Below are 16,877 nucleotides of genomic sequence, written 5' to 3'. Positions count from 1 at the left end.
GGCAACCTGCTCTGTGCTCGCCGGCCTAACGACGTAAGCCGGTTCAGTGCTGTATTTTTTGGTTAAATCAGTCTTATAGCGTTCATCAATATCACCGCCAGCAAACACCTGCCCAGCACCGACAATTGCACCTAACGCTTGTTCTAAGTCCTTTGCCATATTCAACCTTTCCTCACCGGTTCAGTGTTATTTGGCGTTCGCGTATAGCGACTCGTCAAGGTTTTACCCAGTGCTGCGTTTCCAGCAGCGGCATTCCGCAAAAAGGCAAAATCACTGCCTATCGCCACCAGGCGTACACCTCTACGCAGTAAATCTTCGGCGTTATCCATACCCAGCGATGCGCAGCCAGCGATGATTCCGTATTTTTCACAGCAAAGAACAACTTTGTCCATGGCGTCCAAGACCTGTGGGGGCATCTTCATCGCCGCGCCACAACCTAAGCTCAAGGCAAGGTCGACAGGTCCAACGAAAATACCATCTAGGCCCGGTGTTGCGGCGATGGCATCGAGGTTATGCATGGCTTCCGCGGTTTCTACCATAACAAAACACAGGGGCTCGACCGGCTCGGCCGATACTGTGTAATAGCTACGCACCGGGCCGAAGGAGCGAATACCCGCAGGGGGATAACGAATCGCCGCCACGGCCTGAGCAGCCTCTTCAGCAGTGGAAATCATCGGCACAATGACACCAGCAGCGCCAAGATCAGCCGCGCGCATAATCTGCGCGGGGTCGCGCCACGGTACTCTTACCAAGGCTGGCGTTGCACTGCCTAACACCTGTAATGCGGGGAGAACTTGATCGAATGTAATCCCGCCGTGTTGGGTATCGAGGATCAAGAAGTCGTAGCCAGATTTACCCATGACCTCGATCGACTGGGTATTACCCAGTGAGACCCACGCGCCACATACCGGGGTACCGGTTGAGATACTCGCTCTAATGACGTCCATTACTCAATGACCACCGGCAAATTATTCCAGCCCCACTGAAAACTAGAAGGATGGCGTACGGCCTTATCCATATCGAAATGAACCTTGTCTACGCGCTTTAAGAATTCCTCAACCAATATCCGAATTTCCATACGCGCTAAATGGATACCAATACAGAAATGCGGCCCCTGACCGAAGGTCATCACCCGAGGGATTTCGCGATCCCAAATAAACTCATTGGGTCGATCGAATTCGCGCTCGTCGCGCAGCGCTGAGGCATATACCGCAAACACCCGCTGGCCTGGCTTAATCTCTTGGCCACACACGGTGATGGGCTTGTGTACGGTGCGCATAAACCACTGAGCCGGGGCGCAGAATCGCAGCATTTCCTCAACAACTTTCGGTATATTGGTTTCCATATCGGCGCGCACCGCCGCCAACTGGTCGGGACGCGCAAGCAGCTCCATCAAGCCAACCGCCGTCACTTTAGGTACTGTTTCGATACCACCAATAAAGGCGCAGGTTAACTGTCTTGCCACTTCAGGCGCAGTCAAGGGTTTACCGTTAATTCGATATTTAAATAAGCCATCGACCATTGGCACGCTGCCATCTGGACCCGCGTCCATCCGCGCTTGAACATAGGGTAAATACAATTCCAATGCTTTGTTCGCAACAGCTCGGCTGTCGAAACCACCAGACTCAGGATCAGTCCGAGTGCCGGAATTAATAATCGCCAGCGACTGCTCTGCTAACTCCAGCGGCATGCCCATCAAATGCATAATCATACTTGAGGCAACGATACCGCCGTATTCGGACACCAAGTCGAATTGTTTACGAGGCAGCAGTAAATCCAGCCGCTCATTCGCCTGTTTTCGCACAAAATCCATCAAATCTTTGACGGCTTTGGGACGCATAGGCTTGTCGTGAGCGCGGCGAATATCAGCGAGTACTGGCTGACCGAGCTGCTGCGCCAGTGGAAAGGGATCAACCGGCGGAAGCGCAGGCGCCTCGGAATTGCGGTTTTGCAACAAAAACGCCGGCGTTGGCAATGAGCCTTCACTGGTAATCAGTTCGTTTTTGGTATGCGAAAGCAATTCCATGATGTCGTCAAAACGTGTAAAGAAAAACCCATCATATTTATCACTGTAATAAACTGGGTGCTTATCCCTTAACTCTTTGTATAAGGGCAAAGGGTTTTCCATTGCTTCACGTGAAAATGGATCATACTCAAAGGATGACGATGCTGTAGTACTCATATTATACCCTTGGGCAATCTAATTGCCTTTTCGCCGTGGCGGCCTAATAACGACATTCATACCACGATTATGCTTGAAAACTATAAACAATGTAATGCAGTAGGCGCATTGCATCGTGCCATATAAAAACACTTAAGTAATGCGTTTGCTAGCAAATATATTAGTGCAGCTAACGCCAGCTAAAGCCGCCATCTAGCACGATCTCTGTGCCAGTAGCGAAGCTCGAATCCTCACTGCTCAGATACAGCGCAGCCTTAGCGATATCCTCAGCCTCGCCCATCTTTTTCAAGGACACGCGATCAGCTGTGCTGGCTGCCCGCGCAGGGTCTTCCCAAATATGCCGGGTCATCTCAGTTTTAATGACACCTGGGCAGATTGCGTTAACCCGAATATTCGGGCCCAGCTCAAAGCCAAGACTTTTGGTCAGCATTAGTATGGCCGCCTTACTCGTCGAATAGGCCGCCGTTCCCGCCATTGGCAGATAACCACTGATCGATGCGATATTGACAATGGTTGCCGACGACGCCTGCCGCAGTGCGGGCAGTGCCGCTTGCAATAAATGGTAAGGGCCGGTGACATTAACGGCCATAACCCGATTCCAGCTTTCAATATCGGTTTCTTCAAAAGATTTGGAATAATATAGACCGGCGGCATTCACCACGCCGTCCAAGCCGCCCAGCGCTTTAATTGCAGCCGCAACACTGTCGGCAACCTGCTGCGCCGATGAAATATCGCATTCGATACCAAAACCCTGCAAATCCTTTGCAAGCTCAAGCACCGCTGGGCCATTTAAATCCAATAAAGCAACACGGGCGCCTTCACGCGTAAAGAGCTCGGCAATAGCGCGGCCCATACCGCTAGCCGCGCCCGTAATCAGAATACGCCGTCCCGCAAGTTTACCGTCCCTGTTGCTCATTGATTATTTACTCCATTACTCGCAAGAATGCAGTTTTTCAACCAGCTGGCCGAATCTGCGACCGACTGGGCAACTTCGGGAATCGCTCCCGCCGCAAAAAAATACGCGTGCAACATATCCTTGCCTTCGATTACCGACACGGGCACACCACTTGTGCGTAACAGCTCGGCGTAGGCTAGCCCCTCATCTCGCAGGGGGTCTAGCTCAGACACCACAACCATAGCCTGAGGAAGTCCGCTTGCATTTTTTAGCCGCAGCGGTGACACCAATGGGTTATTCCTGGCATCAGACTCTGCGCAGTAGTGCCCCCAAAACCACTCCATGTCGGCACGCGATAACAACCAATTTTTATCACCAATAGTGCGATAGGATTCGGTTTCAAAATTATGATCGGTCACTGGGCTCGCCAATAGCTGAGCAATAATTGCGGGGCCTTTTTCGTCCCGCGCGCGAATTGCCGCCGCCGCGACAAGATTCGCGCCAGCACTCTCGCCAGCAACAATCAAGGGACGACCCAAGCCGCTCGCCCATTGCACAACGGCATACACGTCATCTAAGGGTACTGGGAATGGGTATTCAGGAGCCAGCCGATAATCAACACTAATTACCTCAACAGAGGCCAATCCGGCAAGTCGTCGACACAGATTATCACCCGATTCTAAGTCGCCAATAACCCAGCCACCTGAATGTGCGTAGACACAAGTACCAAGAATCCCCCCTTCTGGCAGGTAGCGACGGATCGCAATTGCCCCATTTGGTCCCTGCACGTTTTCATTGTTAACCGACGCCATCACCGGCAGGTCAGTTGGCTTTGGCGCAGCAGATATAGAAGCCGACATCATGTCCCGCGCCACCCCCGGCGTTACCTGATGAAAAAATGGTCTTTGCGCCGCGGCGTAGGCGTCAATAATCATTTGAAAATAAGGATGCATGAACTCTACCTATGTTATTTTGTGCTTGCCTTAGAAGCCAATTCCAGCAGCACCGCGATCAACTCAGTGGCCGTGCGATAAATGGCGAGCCATGCGCAACCCGCCTTGACAGCCTTTGAACATTATTAAACTGCGCTCTCTTTTTTTTGGCCAGCTGCCAATGACACAACATCAAATTCGGAGAAATCAGGTTTGCGCGTCCAATCCCAATAATCGAGCAATGACCACGGCGAGTTTGCGATAACCTTACCCCGCGAGTTTTTATACCAGTTACCCGTACTACCATGAGACCAAGTAAAGCCCTCCAGCGCTTCTTCCATGCGCTGACTATAATCTTTATATACAGACTCTTTTACCTGTATAGCAGGAAGGTCATTAAGGATCTGATGACGGAAACTCTCCATGATATAGCGGGTTTGACACTCGGAATTAAATATCAAATTTCCATTAAAGCCTAAGTTAGTGCCGGGGCCGTACATCATGTAAAAATTCGGAAAACCGGGAACAGTCATACCCAAATAGGCGCCGGGATCCTCACCCCAGTAATCTTTAATATTCACGCCACCAACACCGCGAATCTCCATTGGGGCAAGGAAATCCATCGCCTTGAATCCCGTCGCGTAAACGATGATATCGAACTCGTGCTCGCGACCACTCGAATCGATCAAGCCCTTGCTCACTATCTCTTCAACGCCATCAGTAACCAGTTCAACATTATCTTGCTGTAAGGCGCGATAATAGCCACCGTCGCCGGGATTTGGACGTTTTACAAAAGGCGGATATTTAGGAATAACCTTGTCTAACAGTTCGGTATTTTCTTCACCAATCGCGGCTTTAATATTGGCCGTCAATCGCACCCGCCGCTCTTCATTTGCGGCACTCACCGACAGGCCGTCCTGGGGCCAATTTGGATCAATTTTTAAATGCGCTGGCGAACCATCAATTCCCCAGCCGTAATTCATTATGCGATACCAGCGCGCATAGAATGGCAGATGCGTTAATGCCCACTCCTCCGCGCCACCGATCTCTTTGCGATACTCTGGGTGAATAATGATCCAGTTTGGGGTGCGCTGAAAAACCGTTAAATGGCTCGCCACTTTTGCCAATTCTGGAATGAGCTGCACTGCCGTGGCTGCAGTACCAATGACCGCGATGCGCTTACCCTCCAGCTCAACATCTTGCTGCCATCGCGCCGTGTGAAATTGATGCCCGGCAAAACTGTCGCGACCTTTAATCTCTGGAACCGACGGCTTGTTCAACTGCCCTACCGCACTGATGACCGCTCGGGCACGCAGCGTTTCTTTGCCCTGAGCACCGCGCAAGCTGACTTCCCATTCAGCTTGCTGCTCATCATAACGCGCACCCAGCACTTCGGTTTCAAAGCGAATATTTTCACGCAGGCCAAAAGTGTCCGCAAACTGCTTAAAATAGCGATTTAACACCGGCTGAGGTGAAAACTGATTCGGCCACTTATAGTTACGCAGAAACGAAAATGAATAGCAGTGACTTGGCACATCCACTCGACAACCGGGGTAGCGGTTTTCATACCAAGTGCCGCCAACTTCGGGGTTTTTCTCAACGATCGTAAAAGGAATACCCGCCTGCTTAAGGCGGAAGCCATTGAGCAGACCAGACATACCAGCGCCAATAATCAGTACAGGGAAGGCATCAAGCTTTTCTTTATCGACGGGCTCGTCCCAAGCAAATTGGCGCGCATCGCCGTCTGGCCCCAGCTCTTCCTTCAACATTGGCACGTAGCGAGCATCCAAGGGTGCACCCGCTAAGTAGCTCATCATCTCGTGGAGTTCAGCGTCGGTCGGGTGGTAAGGCGCTGGACAGCCCGCATCCCGCCACTCACTAATCGCGGCAAAGGCCTCATCGAGAATTGCTTGTTTCTGTTCCGGCGTAAATCCGCCGGTGCCATCGCCAGAATACAGTGGCAGTTTTGCCGCCGGTGCCTTGCGGATAATGTCCAGCCGCCCCGTAATATGGACAACTGACAACATGAGTACGGTGGTTGCTAAATCGGGCAAGACAGCGCGGATGTATTCATCATCTTCGGTCACGGGTGTGAATGTTTCTGCTTTATTAGTATAGCTGGGCACGATATTACCTCGCGGTTACCCGGCAAATCACGGGCTTTAAATAAATGATTATAATGCACCTATGGATGTGCATTATGCAGTGAAGCGGGAAAATTTCAAGACCTTTCGGCATCAAATAAAATGATATACACTAGGTGCATTGCCTTAATTGCGGGTACTGGAAGTCGATAATAGCCCCGCATACTCAGCGGAAGCTCCCAATATTCCTGCCCCACCTAGGCTGCCAGTATAAGACCAAGGAGTAAGACATGTATTTAGCACCCGACGACGACGAAACTCAGATCGCGGACGAGGCCCACCGGATACTGAGCAACGTAACGCCGATCTCGCGCTTGCATGACGCAGCCAAGGCCCCAGAATTATCTGCAACTGCACGGCAATCATTAGCCGAATCGGGCTGGTTCGCACTCAGTTTGCCGGAAGCCTACGGCGGCTCGGAGATGTCTGAAGTCGAATTCGCACTTTATTACCGCGAAGCTGGGCGCCAGTGCAGCTCAGTAGATGTGCTTACCCAAAACTTAGCCATACTACTGGCCCAAGATAAGCCCGAAATTCGCGACCCACTTATTAGCGGCACCCAAAGCGTTGCACTCCTTGTCAGCGACGCCAGCGGCCCGCGCTTGCTCGGTGGCAAAGCTGACTGGGCACTGCACGTAGAGCCGAATTCCGCGCAACTCTACAAAATAGACAATCTCACCTTGCAATCCATACCAGCACTCGACCCCGCCGTTAGCATGTGGCGGCTGGAGCAGGATCTTGGTGAAGCGGTTTTAACGGCGCCAACGGAAAAAATCTGGCGCCAAGGCGAACTGGCCGTGTCAGCCATGCTGGTCGGCGTCGCCGAAGCTGCACTGGACCTCCTCGTCGAATACGCCAAGCTGCGAGAAACTTTCGGCAAAGCCATTGGCTCCTATCAAGCGGTGCGCCACCCCTGCGCAGATATCGCCACGCGACTCGAAGCAGCACGCTGCCAACTGTGGTTCGCGGCAGCCGCAATGAAGGAAGGCCGTGGCGACGCCATGAGCCATCTCGATGCAGCCAAACACCTCGCCAATGAGGCTGCGGCCTTCGCTACCGACTTGAATATTCAATTGCACGGCGGCATCGGTGTCACCGACGAATACGACGCTCACATTATGATGAAACACGCTTTATTACTGCGGAAGTTGTTCGGTTCCAAACGCTCCTTGCTCAACCTGTTACTTAACGCTCGCTTGGAGGCCTAAACGGTGGATCTACACTACAGCGAATCAGACATTGAATTCCGCGCCCGCGCCCGCGACTGGCTCAGCAACAATGTGCCCAAAAATAAACGTCCCGCACATGGCGACGCCGCTGCCCAATTTGACCGCGACTGGCAACGCAAATTATTTGACCACGGCTGGGCGGGCATCAACTGGCCAAAAGAACACGGCGGCTTGGGGCTCAATGGCCTTCAGCAAGTCATCTGGTATGAGGAGCTGGCGCGCGCCCACGCCCCTCACCATATCAACACCAGCTATGTTGCCCTAATGCATGCGGGGCCAACGATAATTGCCCGGGGCACCGAGGAACAAAAAGCATTTCATTTGCCGCGTATTCTGTCTGGTGAATCGCTGTGGTGCCAAGGTTTCTCTGAGCCCAACGCTGGCTCAGATCTCGCAGCCTTGAAAACCAAAGGCGTCATCGATGGCGATCACATTATTGTTACAGGCTCGAAAACCTGGACAACCGACGCCAAACACGCCGATTTCCAAGAGCTACTTATTCGCACCGATCCAGAGTCCTCTCGGCACAAAGGCTTAACTTGGGTGATATGCGATATGCGCACGCCTGGTATCGACATCCAGCCGATTCGCACCATGATGATGGATGACCACGTCAACACCGTCTTTTACGATTCAGTCAAAATCCCACTTAGCAATGTCGTTGGGGAGATCAACGGCGGCTGGTCAACCGCGCTATCTACCTTATCGTTTGAGCGCGGCCTCGGCTTTATCGGCGACCAACTCGAGCTATTTGAACGCGTCGAGCGCGCCATTGAACTGGCCGGAAAACTGCGCTTGGAAGATGGCACCTTGGCAATTGAAGACAGCCATATTTGCCAGACCTTAGCATCACTGAAAGCCGATACCTTAGCAATTCGCGCAATGACCTTAGCCGACATATCTGAAACCGATCGCACCGGGATTCCCGGCCCCAAAGGCTCACTGATGAAGCTGATGGTCACCCGCACCCACAAAGGGCTTAGCGAGTTGATGGCAGAGATTCTCGGCTGGGGCTTCCTCGAATTTGACGGCGATCGCTCGGCGAACCCTTGGACCTATGAGTATCTGTGGAGCTGGGTGTTTTCGATTGCTGGTGGCACCTCGGAAATACAACGGGAAATCGTTGCCGACCGTTTACTTGAATTACCGCGATCTCGCTAATTGAAGCAACTGGCAGAGCCAGCCGAAATAAGAATACAGACAGGCAGATATAGACCCATGGCAAATCGCATCAATAATGTTTCTCGGCCAAATCGCGACAAAGCGCTTGAAGCGAGCTATATCACAAACGGCTATTGGCGCACAGAAACCTTAGTAGACGTGGCACGCAAGCGCGTCGCAGAAAAGCCAAGCCAGGCGCTGGTCATTGAGGGCGAGATCAGCCTCTCCCGCGAACAAGTTTGGACGCAAGCCTTGCACTTAGCAGGCTTTTTCCGCACCCGCGGCCTTATGCCTGGCGACGTCATTTCATTTCAGCTGCCCAATTGGACCGAGAGTGTTGTTATAGCGCTAGCGGCGCGGATGATGGGCTTAGCCATTAACCCCATTCCACCGATTTACCGAGAAGCTGAACTTAGCTATATCCTCAAGGACTGCGGCTCTAAACTGCTGTTCGCACCGGACACCTTCCGGCGTCACGCTTATCGACCAATGATTGACAGTATTCGCGGGGAGCTGCCTGAATTATGCGACGTCGTTTATTTGCGCGGCGCCGCTAACGGCGAACATGACTGGCAAGCCGTAATGGCTGGCCCCGCGCTATCGTCTGATCAACTACCGGAAATCGACGCTGCGTCAATCATGATGGTGATGTATACCTCAGGCACCACCGGTCGCCCCAAGGGCGTACTACACAGCCACCATAGCTACGATTACAAAGCTCGCCAGATGGGTGAGTTTTGGGGCATAAATGAGACTGACGTTATTTTCATGCCCTCGCCCGTGACCCACATTGCCGGAGCGCTGTGGAGCTTTGATATTTGCTGGTTACAGGGCGCAGCCACGGTCCTTGTCGACGAGTGGAAACCAGACGAAGCCATAGACTGTATTGAATCCAACCGCTGCACTATTAGCGGTGGCGCGACACCGTTTCTCCAGCAGCTTATGGCTGCCGCAGAAGACAAGCCAGGCTGCCTTGGCTCATTGCGCACTTTTTTTTGCGGCGGCACGACCGTTTCGCCGGACCTTATTAAGCAGGCTTCGGCAACGTTTCCCAACTGCCTATTTTTCCGCGCTTACGGCTCTACGGAAATGCCCACCGCCGCCATGGGCATTCGCGATCGCCGCTTTGCCATGCAAGGCGCCGAAACCGACGGCGAATTAGTACCGCCAGTAGAAATTAAAATTGTCGATGATCATGGCCGCGAGCTCAGCGACGGCGAAGAAGGCGAAATTCTTGCCCGCGGCCCAGAGTTGTTCGCTGGCTATTTACACCCAGAAGACAACCAAGACTGTTTTACCAAAGATGGCTTTTTCCACATGGGTGATTTAGGTCAGCGGGTTCAGGGCAATTACTTGGTTATTACCGGCCGCAAAAAGGACATTATCATTCGCTCTGGCGAAAACATCAGCCCAAAAGAAGTTGAAGATTTACTCCTACTTCACCCAGCTGTTGTCGATGTCGCCATCGTTGCCATGCCTCACCCAGTAAAGGGAGAGATTGGCTGCGCATTTGTTATCACTAAACCTAAGACGACCATCGACCTTCCCGAAATTCAGCGGCACCTTAGCGAGGCCGGGTTGGCCAAGCAAAAATTTCCCGAACACTTAGAAGTTGTCGAAGAGTTACCGCGAGTCCCATCCGGTAAAATTAAAAAAGATATTCTCCGCATCCAAGCGCGGGAAATCGCTACAGGAGCAAAATAATGAGCGAAGCAAGCATGGTCCGCTATGAAAAGCCGACAGAGAATATCGCGAGAGTTGTGATGGCCCGCGCTGATAAGCACAACGCGATCAATCCGCAAATGATCTTTGAAATCAATGACGCATTCAATAAAGCGCTCTACGACGATCAAGTCAAAGTCATCATTCTCGCCGCCGACGGTCGGAATTTTTCCGCTGGTCACGACATCACCGAAACGGTGGAACAGTATCAAGCGGCAATCCAGGCCCAGCCCAACAAAGTCGGCACCTGGAGTGGCTTCCAAGAATCAGAAACTCACGGTTGGTACGCCGCCGAAAAAGAAGGCTATCTAGAGACCGCTCGGCGCTGGCGCAATCTATCCAAGCCGACGATATGCGCGGTGCAGGGCAAGTGCATTGCCGGCGCACTGATCTTCCCCTGGGTATGCGATCTGATTATCGCGGCGCGGTCAGCGCAATTCTCCGACCCAGTGGTGGACTTCGGCGTATCCGGTGTCGAGTGGTTGGCCCACCCGTGGGAGCTGGGGCATCGCAAGGCCAAGGAATTTCTCTTCACAGCTGACAGCTGGTCTGCCGACGAAGCTTGGCGCTTAGGCATGGTAAACCACGTTGTCGATAACGAGGAGCTGGAGAATTTCACCCTTGAGATGGCGAAGAAGATTGCCAAAAAACCCGCGTTTGCACTCAAGCTAGCAAAAGAAGCGGTTAACAAAACCCAGGATATTCAAGGCCAAGCCAACGCCATTGACGCTGCGTTTTCACTGCACCATCTGTGTCATACCCAAAATTTCCGCCAATTTGGCTGGGGCATGGACCCCACGAACACCCCCAGCCTCGCCAATGTACCCAAAAAAACCAAGTAAAATTTGACGGCCAACGGTTGCCTTAGGGAGAATTGAATCGCCATGGGAAAATTCCACCCATGGCGGTGGTAGCACTTCAAGAACAGCCTATTTAGCATCGCACTCAATTAATTCCGGCCAGCCGCACTAGCGAAGATATGTGCATTTGATGCGGCCAAATAGGGAACGCTGATTTTTAATGCTTGGCAGGAATGCAGCAATTTTGACAAAGTTAGTACCCACCCACTATTATAGCGCCTAATTTCGTTACCTCGAGTAACGTACAGCTGCTACCAAACATTGCATTGCCATTGCGCCAATGTATAATGATTTGTAAACTAAGAAGATTCTTATCGTTCTTTCAATGGTGCTTACATGATAAAGAAAGTTTCAACACTCGCAACGACCAAAAAGAAAACGCCTAAGCGCCGCTACAGCCAGGGCCGCCCCACACTGGACGATTTGGAACAGCGTAAATCCCGAGTTCTTGAAATTGCCACTGCACTTTTTGTTGAGCAGGGTTTTGCCGAAACATCATTAGTTGAAATCGCCAAGCACGCCGGTGTTGCAACGCGTACCATTTACCAACACTTTGGCAATAAAGAAGACATTTTTAAAATCGTTCTCGACCAACGCATGGCTGAGACCGACGGCGGTCTACCGACTATTAATGAAGACCAACATCTATTTGGTGTACTCATGGACACCGCACATTATGTCTGTGCACTCGCTGTAGGTGGGAACGCAATCCCTTTCCAACGCCTAATGGTAGCGGAGAGTCAGCGCTTTCCGGACTTAATGCTTGAAATCTTTGAGATGCTTTTTCATCGTCTTCACAATCGGATTATTTCAGTATTTGAGAATCTTACCGCTAAAGGCATGATCCCCGATGGTAATCACAGCGTGACTACCAAATATTTCATCGATTTACTGCTTGGTACCGCACCACTGCAACTCACGATGAATTGGGTCAGTGAAGGCCCCTCAGAAAATGAACTTCAAGAAAAAGTTGAACTGTTCATCGCTGGCCGTTTTGGTTTAGTACCCGAGCGTGAACCAGCGCCCGAGCTTCACCAAGCTTAAATATCATTCGTTCTAATACGCTGATATATCAATTTCTACGGTAACTATCGTTGTCATTGGTATACCAGCGAACAGGTTAGCCTAAAAGTAAAATCTCTCTTCGAATCAGCGCCTTAAGTTCGTTTAAATTGTTTATAACATGAGTTTTCGGTCCAGCTAAACCGAGCACCAACGGCACTGCAAACAATTCTGCTTTAAGCGGTGCTGCCAGAGACCACACGCTCTCATCAGCATTCGGCCCATCAACAAATCCCCTTCGACGAATTTCACTGAGCCGCGCATAGACGCTTGACTGTTCGGCGGGCGCTAAGCGGGCTCGCTCGGCAAGGCGAGCAATTTCCCGATCTGTCTGAGTGGCAAGATAGGCCGCACCAATAACACTGCCAAAAATAGAAACACTAAGACCTCGTTGCTCACCGCCAAACGCCCTTGCATCTGGCTCAGCGCCAACAATATCGACAACCTGCATAAATAAGTCGTTAGGCGTTGTTAAGGTAACGATTACACCAGACTCCGCCTGCACATTGCGAATTAATCGCCACAAGCGATCCCCCCCGTAGGTATCGCTAATCCAATGACTAAAGCGCGCTAGTCTCGGTGACGGCAAATACGTTTTTGCACTACCATCAAAAGTAAGGTGCGCCGAACCGACCATTGTCTTCAGTAGCTGATTCGTAGTTGAGGGGTGCAGATTTAGGGCTCTCGCGATTTCGATGGCGCGAAGTGGCCGCCGCATCAAGCCAAAATATTCAAGAACATCTAAAGCACGGGTTGCCGATCGCGAACGGCTGCGGCGGTCACTTGCGAGCTGCACCTGAACGGCCCTCGGCTTGCTAGCACCCTGCTCTGTTGTCGCCATTTCCAATACTCCATTTCCGCGGTTAAGAAACTGCTAGGCCACCAACCCAAATAATCATTCAAGTTTAACGACTCCGAGACAGCCTATTTCTGACTTTACGCTCAATAGCCCGCTCCTCATCGCGGATAACCAGAATATCAATCTACATCGCGCCCGCGGCCCGCGGCCAACACTCGGTACCACTGCTCATGACTCATCGATAGCGAGAGGGCCGCAACGGCTTCTTTGACACGCATGATGTTACCGCTCCCCAATACCGGGAGTGGTTTCGCGGGTAACTTCATCACCCAAGCGTAAATAACTTGCTCGATAGAATTCGCACCTAGTTCATTTACCAATTGGTAGAGGGTGTCACGTAATTTCTGCATTCCCTCAGAGCTATCGGTATACACTCGACCACCAGCGAGGCAAGACCAGGCCATTGGCCGAATGCGCTGTTCCTGAAGATAGTCCAGCACCCCTGATTCTATTACCTGTAAATTGACCGGATTAAGCTCAATTTGATTGGTAACCAGTGGCGCGTCAAGACGCGACTGCAATAAAGAAATTTGCGCATAATTAAAATTCGACACACCAAAATAATGCACTTTTCCAGCTTGCTTTAAAGCTTGAAACGCAGCGGCAACCTCGTCGGCATCCATTAAAAAATCGGGACGATGGATTAATAAAACATCAAGATAGTCCGTACCCAAACGCTGTAAAGAAGTGTTAACTGAGGCGAGAATAGCCTGCTTACTGGCGTTGTAATGAGCAACTTTACCGGGATCCGCTGCCTTGATCCCGCACTTGGAGATGATTTCAATTTTATCGCGCAGCTGCGGCGCAAGCTTTAAGGCCTCACCAAACAATCCCTCGCAGGCGGGGTCACCGTAAATATGGGCGTGATCAACCGTGCTGATACCCAACGCCACATGAGATTCAATAAAGGATAAGCGCTGCTGCGCATTCATATCCCACTCGGCTAAGCGCCAATAACCTTGAATCAAATTCGAAAGTTTCGGACCACCAGACGATAACTTTACTTTAGAACAAAACGTCATTGATTAATCCTTACAAGCGGCCCCAAAGCACCTAATTTTTCCATTGAACGATAATTCACTCGCACAAATAGGTGTTGTAAGCAGCCACCGAGGTACAGCACCTGCAGCATTATTGCCACAACATCACTGCATTATAATCGATGAGCAGCAACAGGTGTCACTAGCGTAAACGGCCAGGTTCCCTAAGTGGCCTGAGTAATATTGTTCTTAGCAATATCGCGGAGGCAAATATATGCTGAAACTAAATTTTTAGCTCGATCATGTCGCGTGACCTCAGGTACGTTTTCACACATACTACGCCGTAGTTTACGCAACCACGGCACGATCAAGTTTAAATAATTGCGCCATAAGGCTGAACGCTGGTAGGTAGAAAAATAGGGACATAGTTACCTGCGCTTTATTATTAAATTTGGCCCGTATTTTATCGGCAGCCCGGCCCGCCAATATAAAGAGATGGAACATCCCGGTGACAGAAACCCCAGACACACCCAATAACCAAACTGGCGACGCCCCCACTTCCGGCAAAAGCGGCGCACTTGCACCGCTGCGAGAACCGGTATTCTTTCGTATTTGGACCGCCAGCTTCTTAGCCAATTTTGGCCAATTGATACTTGGCGTCGGTGTCGCCTGGGAAATGACCCGCCTGACCTCCTCGGCAAGTATGGTTGCGCTGGTACAAACCGCGATGATGCTGCCGCTAATGTTAGTAGCACTTCCTGCTGGTGCGATTGCAGACATGTTTGATCGTCGAAAAGTGGCAATGCTAGGACTGGCGATTGCCGCATTTTTTGGATCTATTTTATCCGGCCTAGCCTTCTTCGAATTAACCAGCCCGTGGATATTGCTGCTTTTTTGCTCCTTGATTGGCACAGGCGTCGCACTTTATGCCCCCGCTTGGCAATCATCAATTGGTGAGCAAGTAAAACCCGAGGAACTGCCCGCAGCGATCGCTTTAGGCACCATTAGCTACAATATTGCCCGTAGCTTCGGTCCGGCGCTTGGCGGTGTCATTGTTTTAGCTGCCGGCGTACAAACCGCCTTCGCAGTAAATGCATTAGCCTATATACCCCTCATTTTTGCTTTTATGCTGTGGAAGCGCACCCATGTAATGTCGCGCCTACCGCCAGAACGCCTCACTCGCGCGATTGTATCTGGCGCGCGCTACGCCTTTCATTCACAGACTATTCGCACCGTGCTAATTCGGGCGTTCATTTTCGGACTCGCGACCGCGACTGCCGCCGCAATGGCCCCACTCATTGCTAAAAACCTCCTCAACGGCGACGCAAGTGTTTACGGTATTTTATTAGGCACTAACGGCATCGGTGCGGTGAGCGGCGCATTACTAATCAATTTGCTTCGCGAGCGCTTTAGCACCGAAAAAGCCACGGGCCTAATGGCCATATTAGGCGGCCTAGCGATCATCACCATGGGCTTTAGCCGCTCACTCCCCCTAACCTGTCTCGGTATGTTTCTCATTGGCGCGGCCAGCATGGTCACCATTGCACTCTACAATATCTCGGTGCAGATCTCGGTGCCACGCTGGGTAACGGCAAGGGCGATCTCGCTGTATACCTCAGCACTGACCGGCGGTATTGCGGCGGGCTCTTGGTTTTGGGGGACTATTGCCGGCGCATGGTCAGTAGAGGTAGCAATCATTGCCTCAGGACTGTTCATGCTAACAATGCCCCTATTAGGGCTATTTTTACGACTGCCCAAGGAAATTAATGCTGGCGTTGAATTAAAGACGCCAATTCTTAATGAGCCCGAAGTTGAACTCGCCATAACGATGCGCTCCGGCCCAATCGTTGTGGAAATCGAATATGCTGTCGACCCCGACAATGCGCGGGGTTTTTATACAGCCATGCTGGACATTCAGCGAATACACCTTCGCAATGGCGGTTTTGACTGGTCGATCAGCCGAGATATAGGTGACCCCAAACTGTGGGTCGAACGCTATCATTGCCCGACCTGGGCAGATTACCTGCGAATGCGCGATCGTTTAACTCAGACGGACATGGACGCCCATGCCGTAGTTGATAAGTTCCTTATTGAGGGGCAGCCGCGCCGAGTTAGACGCGGCCTTGAACGGCCCTTCGGCTCAGTCCGCCGTCACGCTGACACGCCAGACCCGCAGCAAGACACCGTTGCTTATACCGGCCCATAAGGACTGCTGGCGACAAACGTCTTATGCCTTTACCAGACCGTGTCACCGCGCTGTATGGCGTCGCAGCCACCGTCGGCATAAATGACTTGTCCAGTGATATAACGATTGTCCGGCCCAGACAGGAAGGCAATAAGCCTCGCCATATCATCCGGCGTTCCGAAGCGGCCTATCGCTGATGGCGTGCTTTGCTGTAATTTTTCAGCGCCGCCCGGTTGCTCCAATAGCGGTGTCGTCATGCCAGTATCGGCAATCATCCCCGGCGCAATGGCGTTGAGTAAAATACCGCTCCCCCCCCAATCTGCTGTCACCGCCTGGCGCCTCACCCAGCGCGCCAGCGCCGCCTTCGTTGCTGCATAGGGTCCGTACGGGCTCGATGACGACGCCTCGGCAAAACCCTTTGCGGCTATTTCGTCGTCTGCCAAACAGGCCTCCACAACACGCTGGTCGCAGGGATAGCGGGCCGAAATTGATGACATAACCAGAGCGCGTGGCGATGTGCTTTTTGCCAACAACGGCCGCAGCCCTTCAAGCAAACGCGTGGCGCCAAAAAAATTCGCCGCTACTACCGTTGCAGGTTCACCGCTAAGCACCCCCGCCGCGGCAATCACCCCATCTAGACAGTCTACTTTAGAGCGCACTGTTTCC

General features: G+C 51.8%; 14 protein-coding genes. 6 read left to right on the top strand and 8 right to left on the bottom strand.

Annotated elements, in window-relative coordinates; all coding sequences use genetic code 11:
• Positions 1 to 161: 161 nt before the first annotated feature.
• The 5 genes from ABYT30_RS07210 to ABYT30_RS07190 all read right to left on the bottom strand — a co-directional run bounded on the left by ABYT30_RS07210 (position 162) and on the right by ABYT30_RS07190 (position 6,135).
• On the bottom strand, positions 162 to 947 hold the full coding sequence (locus ABYT30_RS07210; RefSeq protein ID WP_373083564.1) for an HpcH/HpaI aldolase/citrate lyase family protein: 786 nt from the start codon (positions 945 to 947) through the stop codon (positions 162 to 164).
• Positions 947 to 2,182 carry a cytochrome P450 gene (locus ABYT30_RS07205; RefSeq protein WP_373083563.1) on the bottom strand — a complete coding sequence of 412 codons (1,236 nt, stop codon included), beginning with the start codon at positions 2,180 to 2,182 and terminating at the stop codon, positions 947 to 949. Before ABYT30_RS07205 ends, ABYT30_RS07210 begins: the two co-directional genes overlap by 1 nt.
• Before the next feature lie 169 nt (positions 2,183 to 2,351).
• On the bottom strand, positions 2,352 to 3,098 hold the full coding sequence (locus tag ABYT30_RS07200; protein WP_373095776.1) for an SDR family NAD(P)-dependent oxidoreductase: 747 nt from the start codon (positions 3,096 to 3,098) through the stop codon (positions 2,352 to 2,354).
• Positions 3,095 to 4,030 (bottom strand): alpha/beta hydrolase, encoded by a 936-nt coding sequence (locus ABYT30_RS07195; protein ID WP_373095775.1) that lies wholly within the window; start codon positions 4,028 to 4,030, stop codon positions 3,095 to 3,097. Before ABYT30_RS07195 ends, ABYT30_RS07200 begins: the two co-directional genes overlap by 4 nt.
• A 125-nt stretch (positions 4,031 to 4,155) precedes the next feature.
• Positions 4,156 to 6,135 carry an NAD(P)-binding domain-containing protein gene (locus ABYT30_RS07190; RefSeq protein WP_373095773.1) on the bottom strand — a complete coding sequence of 660 codons (1,980 nt, stop codon included), beginning with the start codon at positions 6,133 to 6,135 and terminating at the stop codon, positions 4,156 to 4,158.
• Between the two features lie 248 nt (positions 6,136 to 6,383).
• On the opposite strand from ABYT30_RS07190, the gene ABYT30_RS07185 reads away from it, so the two are divergent.
• The 5 genes from ABYT30_RS07185 to ABYT30_RS07165 all read left to right on the top strand — a co-directional run bounded on the left by ABYT30_RS07185 (position 6,384) and on the right by ABYT30_RS07165 (position 12,169).
• Positions 6,384 to 7,361 carry an acyl-CoA dehydrogenase family protein gene (locus ABYT30_RS07185; RefSeq protein WP_373079931.1) on the top strand — a complete coding sequence of 326 codons (978 nt, stop codon included), beginning with the start codon at positions 6,384 to 6,386 and terminating at the stop codon, positions 7,359 to 7,361.
• A gap of 3 nt (positions 7,362 to 7,364) precedes the next feature.
• Positions 7,365 to 8,543 (top strand): acyl-CoA dehydrogenase family protein, encoded by a 1,179-nt coding sequence (locus ABYT30_RS07180; RefSeq protein WP_373079933.1) that lies wholly within the window; start codon positions 7,365 to 7,367, stop codon positions 8,541 to 8,543.
• A 57-nt stretch (positions 8,544 to 8,600) separates the two neighbouring features.
• The gene (locus tag ABYT30_RS07175; protein WP_373079934.1) at positions 8,601 to 10,247 is read left to right on the top strand and encodes an AMP-binding protein; all 1,647 of its coding nucleotides are present in this window, start codon (positions 8,601 to 8,603) and stop codon (positions 10,245 to 10,247) included.
• The gene (locus ABYT30_RS07170) at positions 10,247 to 11,107 is read left to right on the top strand and encodes an enoyl-CoA hydratase (protein WP_373079935.1); all 861 of its coding nucleotides are present in this window, start codon (positions 10,247 to 10,249) and stop codon (positions 11,105 to 11,107) included. Before ABYT30_RS07175 ends, ABYT30_RS07170 begins: the two co-directional genes overlap by 1 nt.
• Positions 11,108 to 11,461: 354 nt before the next feature.
• Entirely contained in the window at positions 11,462 to 12,169 is a 708-nt protein-coding gene (locus tag ABYT30_RS07165; protein WP_373079937.1) for a TetR/AcrR family transcriptional regulator, read from the top strand.
• A gap of 76 nt (positions 12,170 to 12,245) precedes the next feature.
• Here the strand turns inward: ABYT30_RS07165 and ABYT30_RS07160 are convergent, their stop codons facing one another.
• Both ABYT30_RS07160 and ABYT30_RS07155 read right to left on the bottom strand, forming a co-directional pair.
• Positions 12,246 to 13,028: a helix-turn-helix domain-containing protein gene (locus ABYT30_RS07160; protein ID WP_373079938.1), complete on the bottom strand. Its 783-nt coding sequence runs from the start codon at positions 13,026 to 13,028 to the stop codon at positions 12,246 to 12,248.
• Positions 13,029 to 13,165: 137 nt separating this feature from the next.
• Positions 13,166 to 14,068, bottom strand: coding sequence for an aldo/keto reductase family oxidoreductase (locus ABYT30_RS07155; RefSeq protein WP_373095771.1), 903 nt, complete (start codon positions 14,066 to 14,068; stop codon positions 13,166 to 13,168).
• A 466-nt stretch (positions 14,069 to 14,534) separates the two neighbouring features.
• On the opposite strand from ABYT30_RS07155, the gene ABYT30_RS07150 reads away from it, so the two are divergent.
• A complete protein-coding gene (locus ABYT30_RS07150) occupies positions 14,535 to 16,232 on the top strand; it encodes an MFS transporter (protein WP_373079942.1) in 1,698 nt (565 codons plus the stop codon).
• Between the two features lie 29 nt (positions 16,233 to 16,261).
• Here the strand turns inward: ABYT30_RS07150 and ABYT30_RS07145 are convergent.
• On the bottom strand, positions 16,262 to 16,877 hold a 616-nt coding region (locus tag ABYT30_RS07145), incomplete at its 5' end, for an SDR family oxidoreductase (RefSeq protein ID WP_373095770.1).

It is taken from the genome of Zhongshania sp. (genome assembly GCF_041623545.1).
Classification (GTDB): Bacteria; Pseudomonadota; Gammaproteobacteria; order Pseudomonadales; family Spongiibacteraceae; genus Spongiibacter.
This window is presented reverse-complemented; position numbering and strand designations above follow the sequence as displayed.

Excerpts from the sequence above, each read along its gene's own strand:
- ABYT30_RS07210 (WP_373083564.1), bottom strand. The coding sequence starts at position 947 with ATGGACGTCATTAGAGCGAGTATCTCAACCGGTACCCCGGTATGTGGC.
- ABYT30_RS07205 (WP_373083563.1), bottom strand. The coding sequence starts at position 2,182 with ATGAGTACTACAGCATCGTCATCCTTTGAGTATGATCCATTTTCACGT.
- ABYT30_RS07200 (WP_373095776.1), bottom strand. The coding sequence starts at position 3,098 with ATGAGCAACAGGGACGGTAAACTTGCGGGACGGCGTATTCTGATTACG.
- ABYT30_RS07195 (WP_373095775.1), bottom strand. The coding sequence starts at position 4,030 with ATGCATCCTTATTTTCAAATGATTATTGACGCCTACGCCGCGGCGCAA.
- ABYT30_RS07185 (WP_373079931.1), top strand. The coding sequence starts at position 6,384 with ATGTATTTAGCACCCGACGACGACGAAACTCAGATCGCGGACGAGGCC.
- ABYT30_RS07175 (WP_373079934.1), top strand. The coding sequence starts at position 8,601 with ATGGCAAATCGCATCAATAATGTTTCTCGGCCAAATCGCGACAAAGCG.
- ABYT30_RS07170 (WP_373079935.1), top strand. The coding sequence starts at position 10,247 with ATGAGCGAAGCAAGCATGGTCCGCTATGAAAAGCCGACAGAGAATATC.
- ABYT30_RS07165 (WP_373079937.1), top strand. The coding sequence starts at position 11,462 with ATGATAAAGAAAGTTTCAACACTCGCAACGACCAAAAAGAAAACGCCT.
- ABYT30_RS07160 (WP_373079938.1), bottom strand. The coding sequence starts at position 13,028 with ATGGCGACAACAGAGCAGGGTGCTAGCAAGCCGAGGGCCGTTCAGGTG.
- ABYT30_RS07155 (WP_373095771.1), bottom strand. The coding sequence starts at position 14,068 with ATGACGTTTTGTTCTAAAGTAAAGTTATCGTCTGGTGGTCCGAAACTT.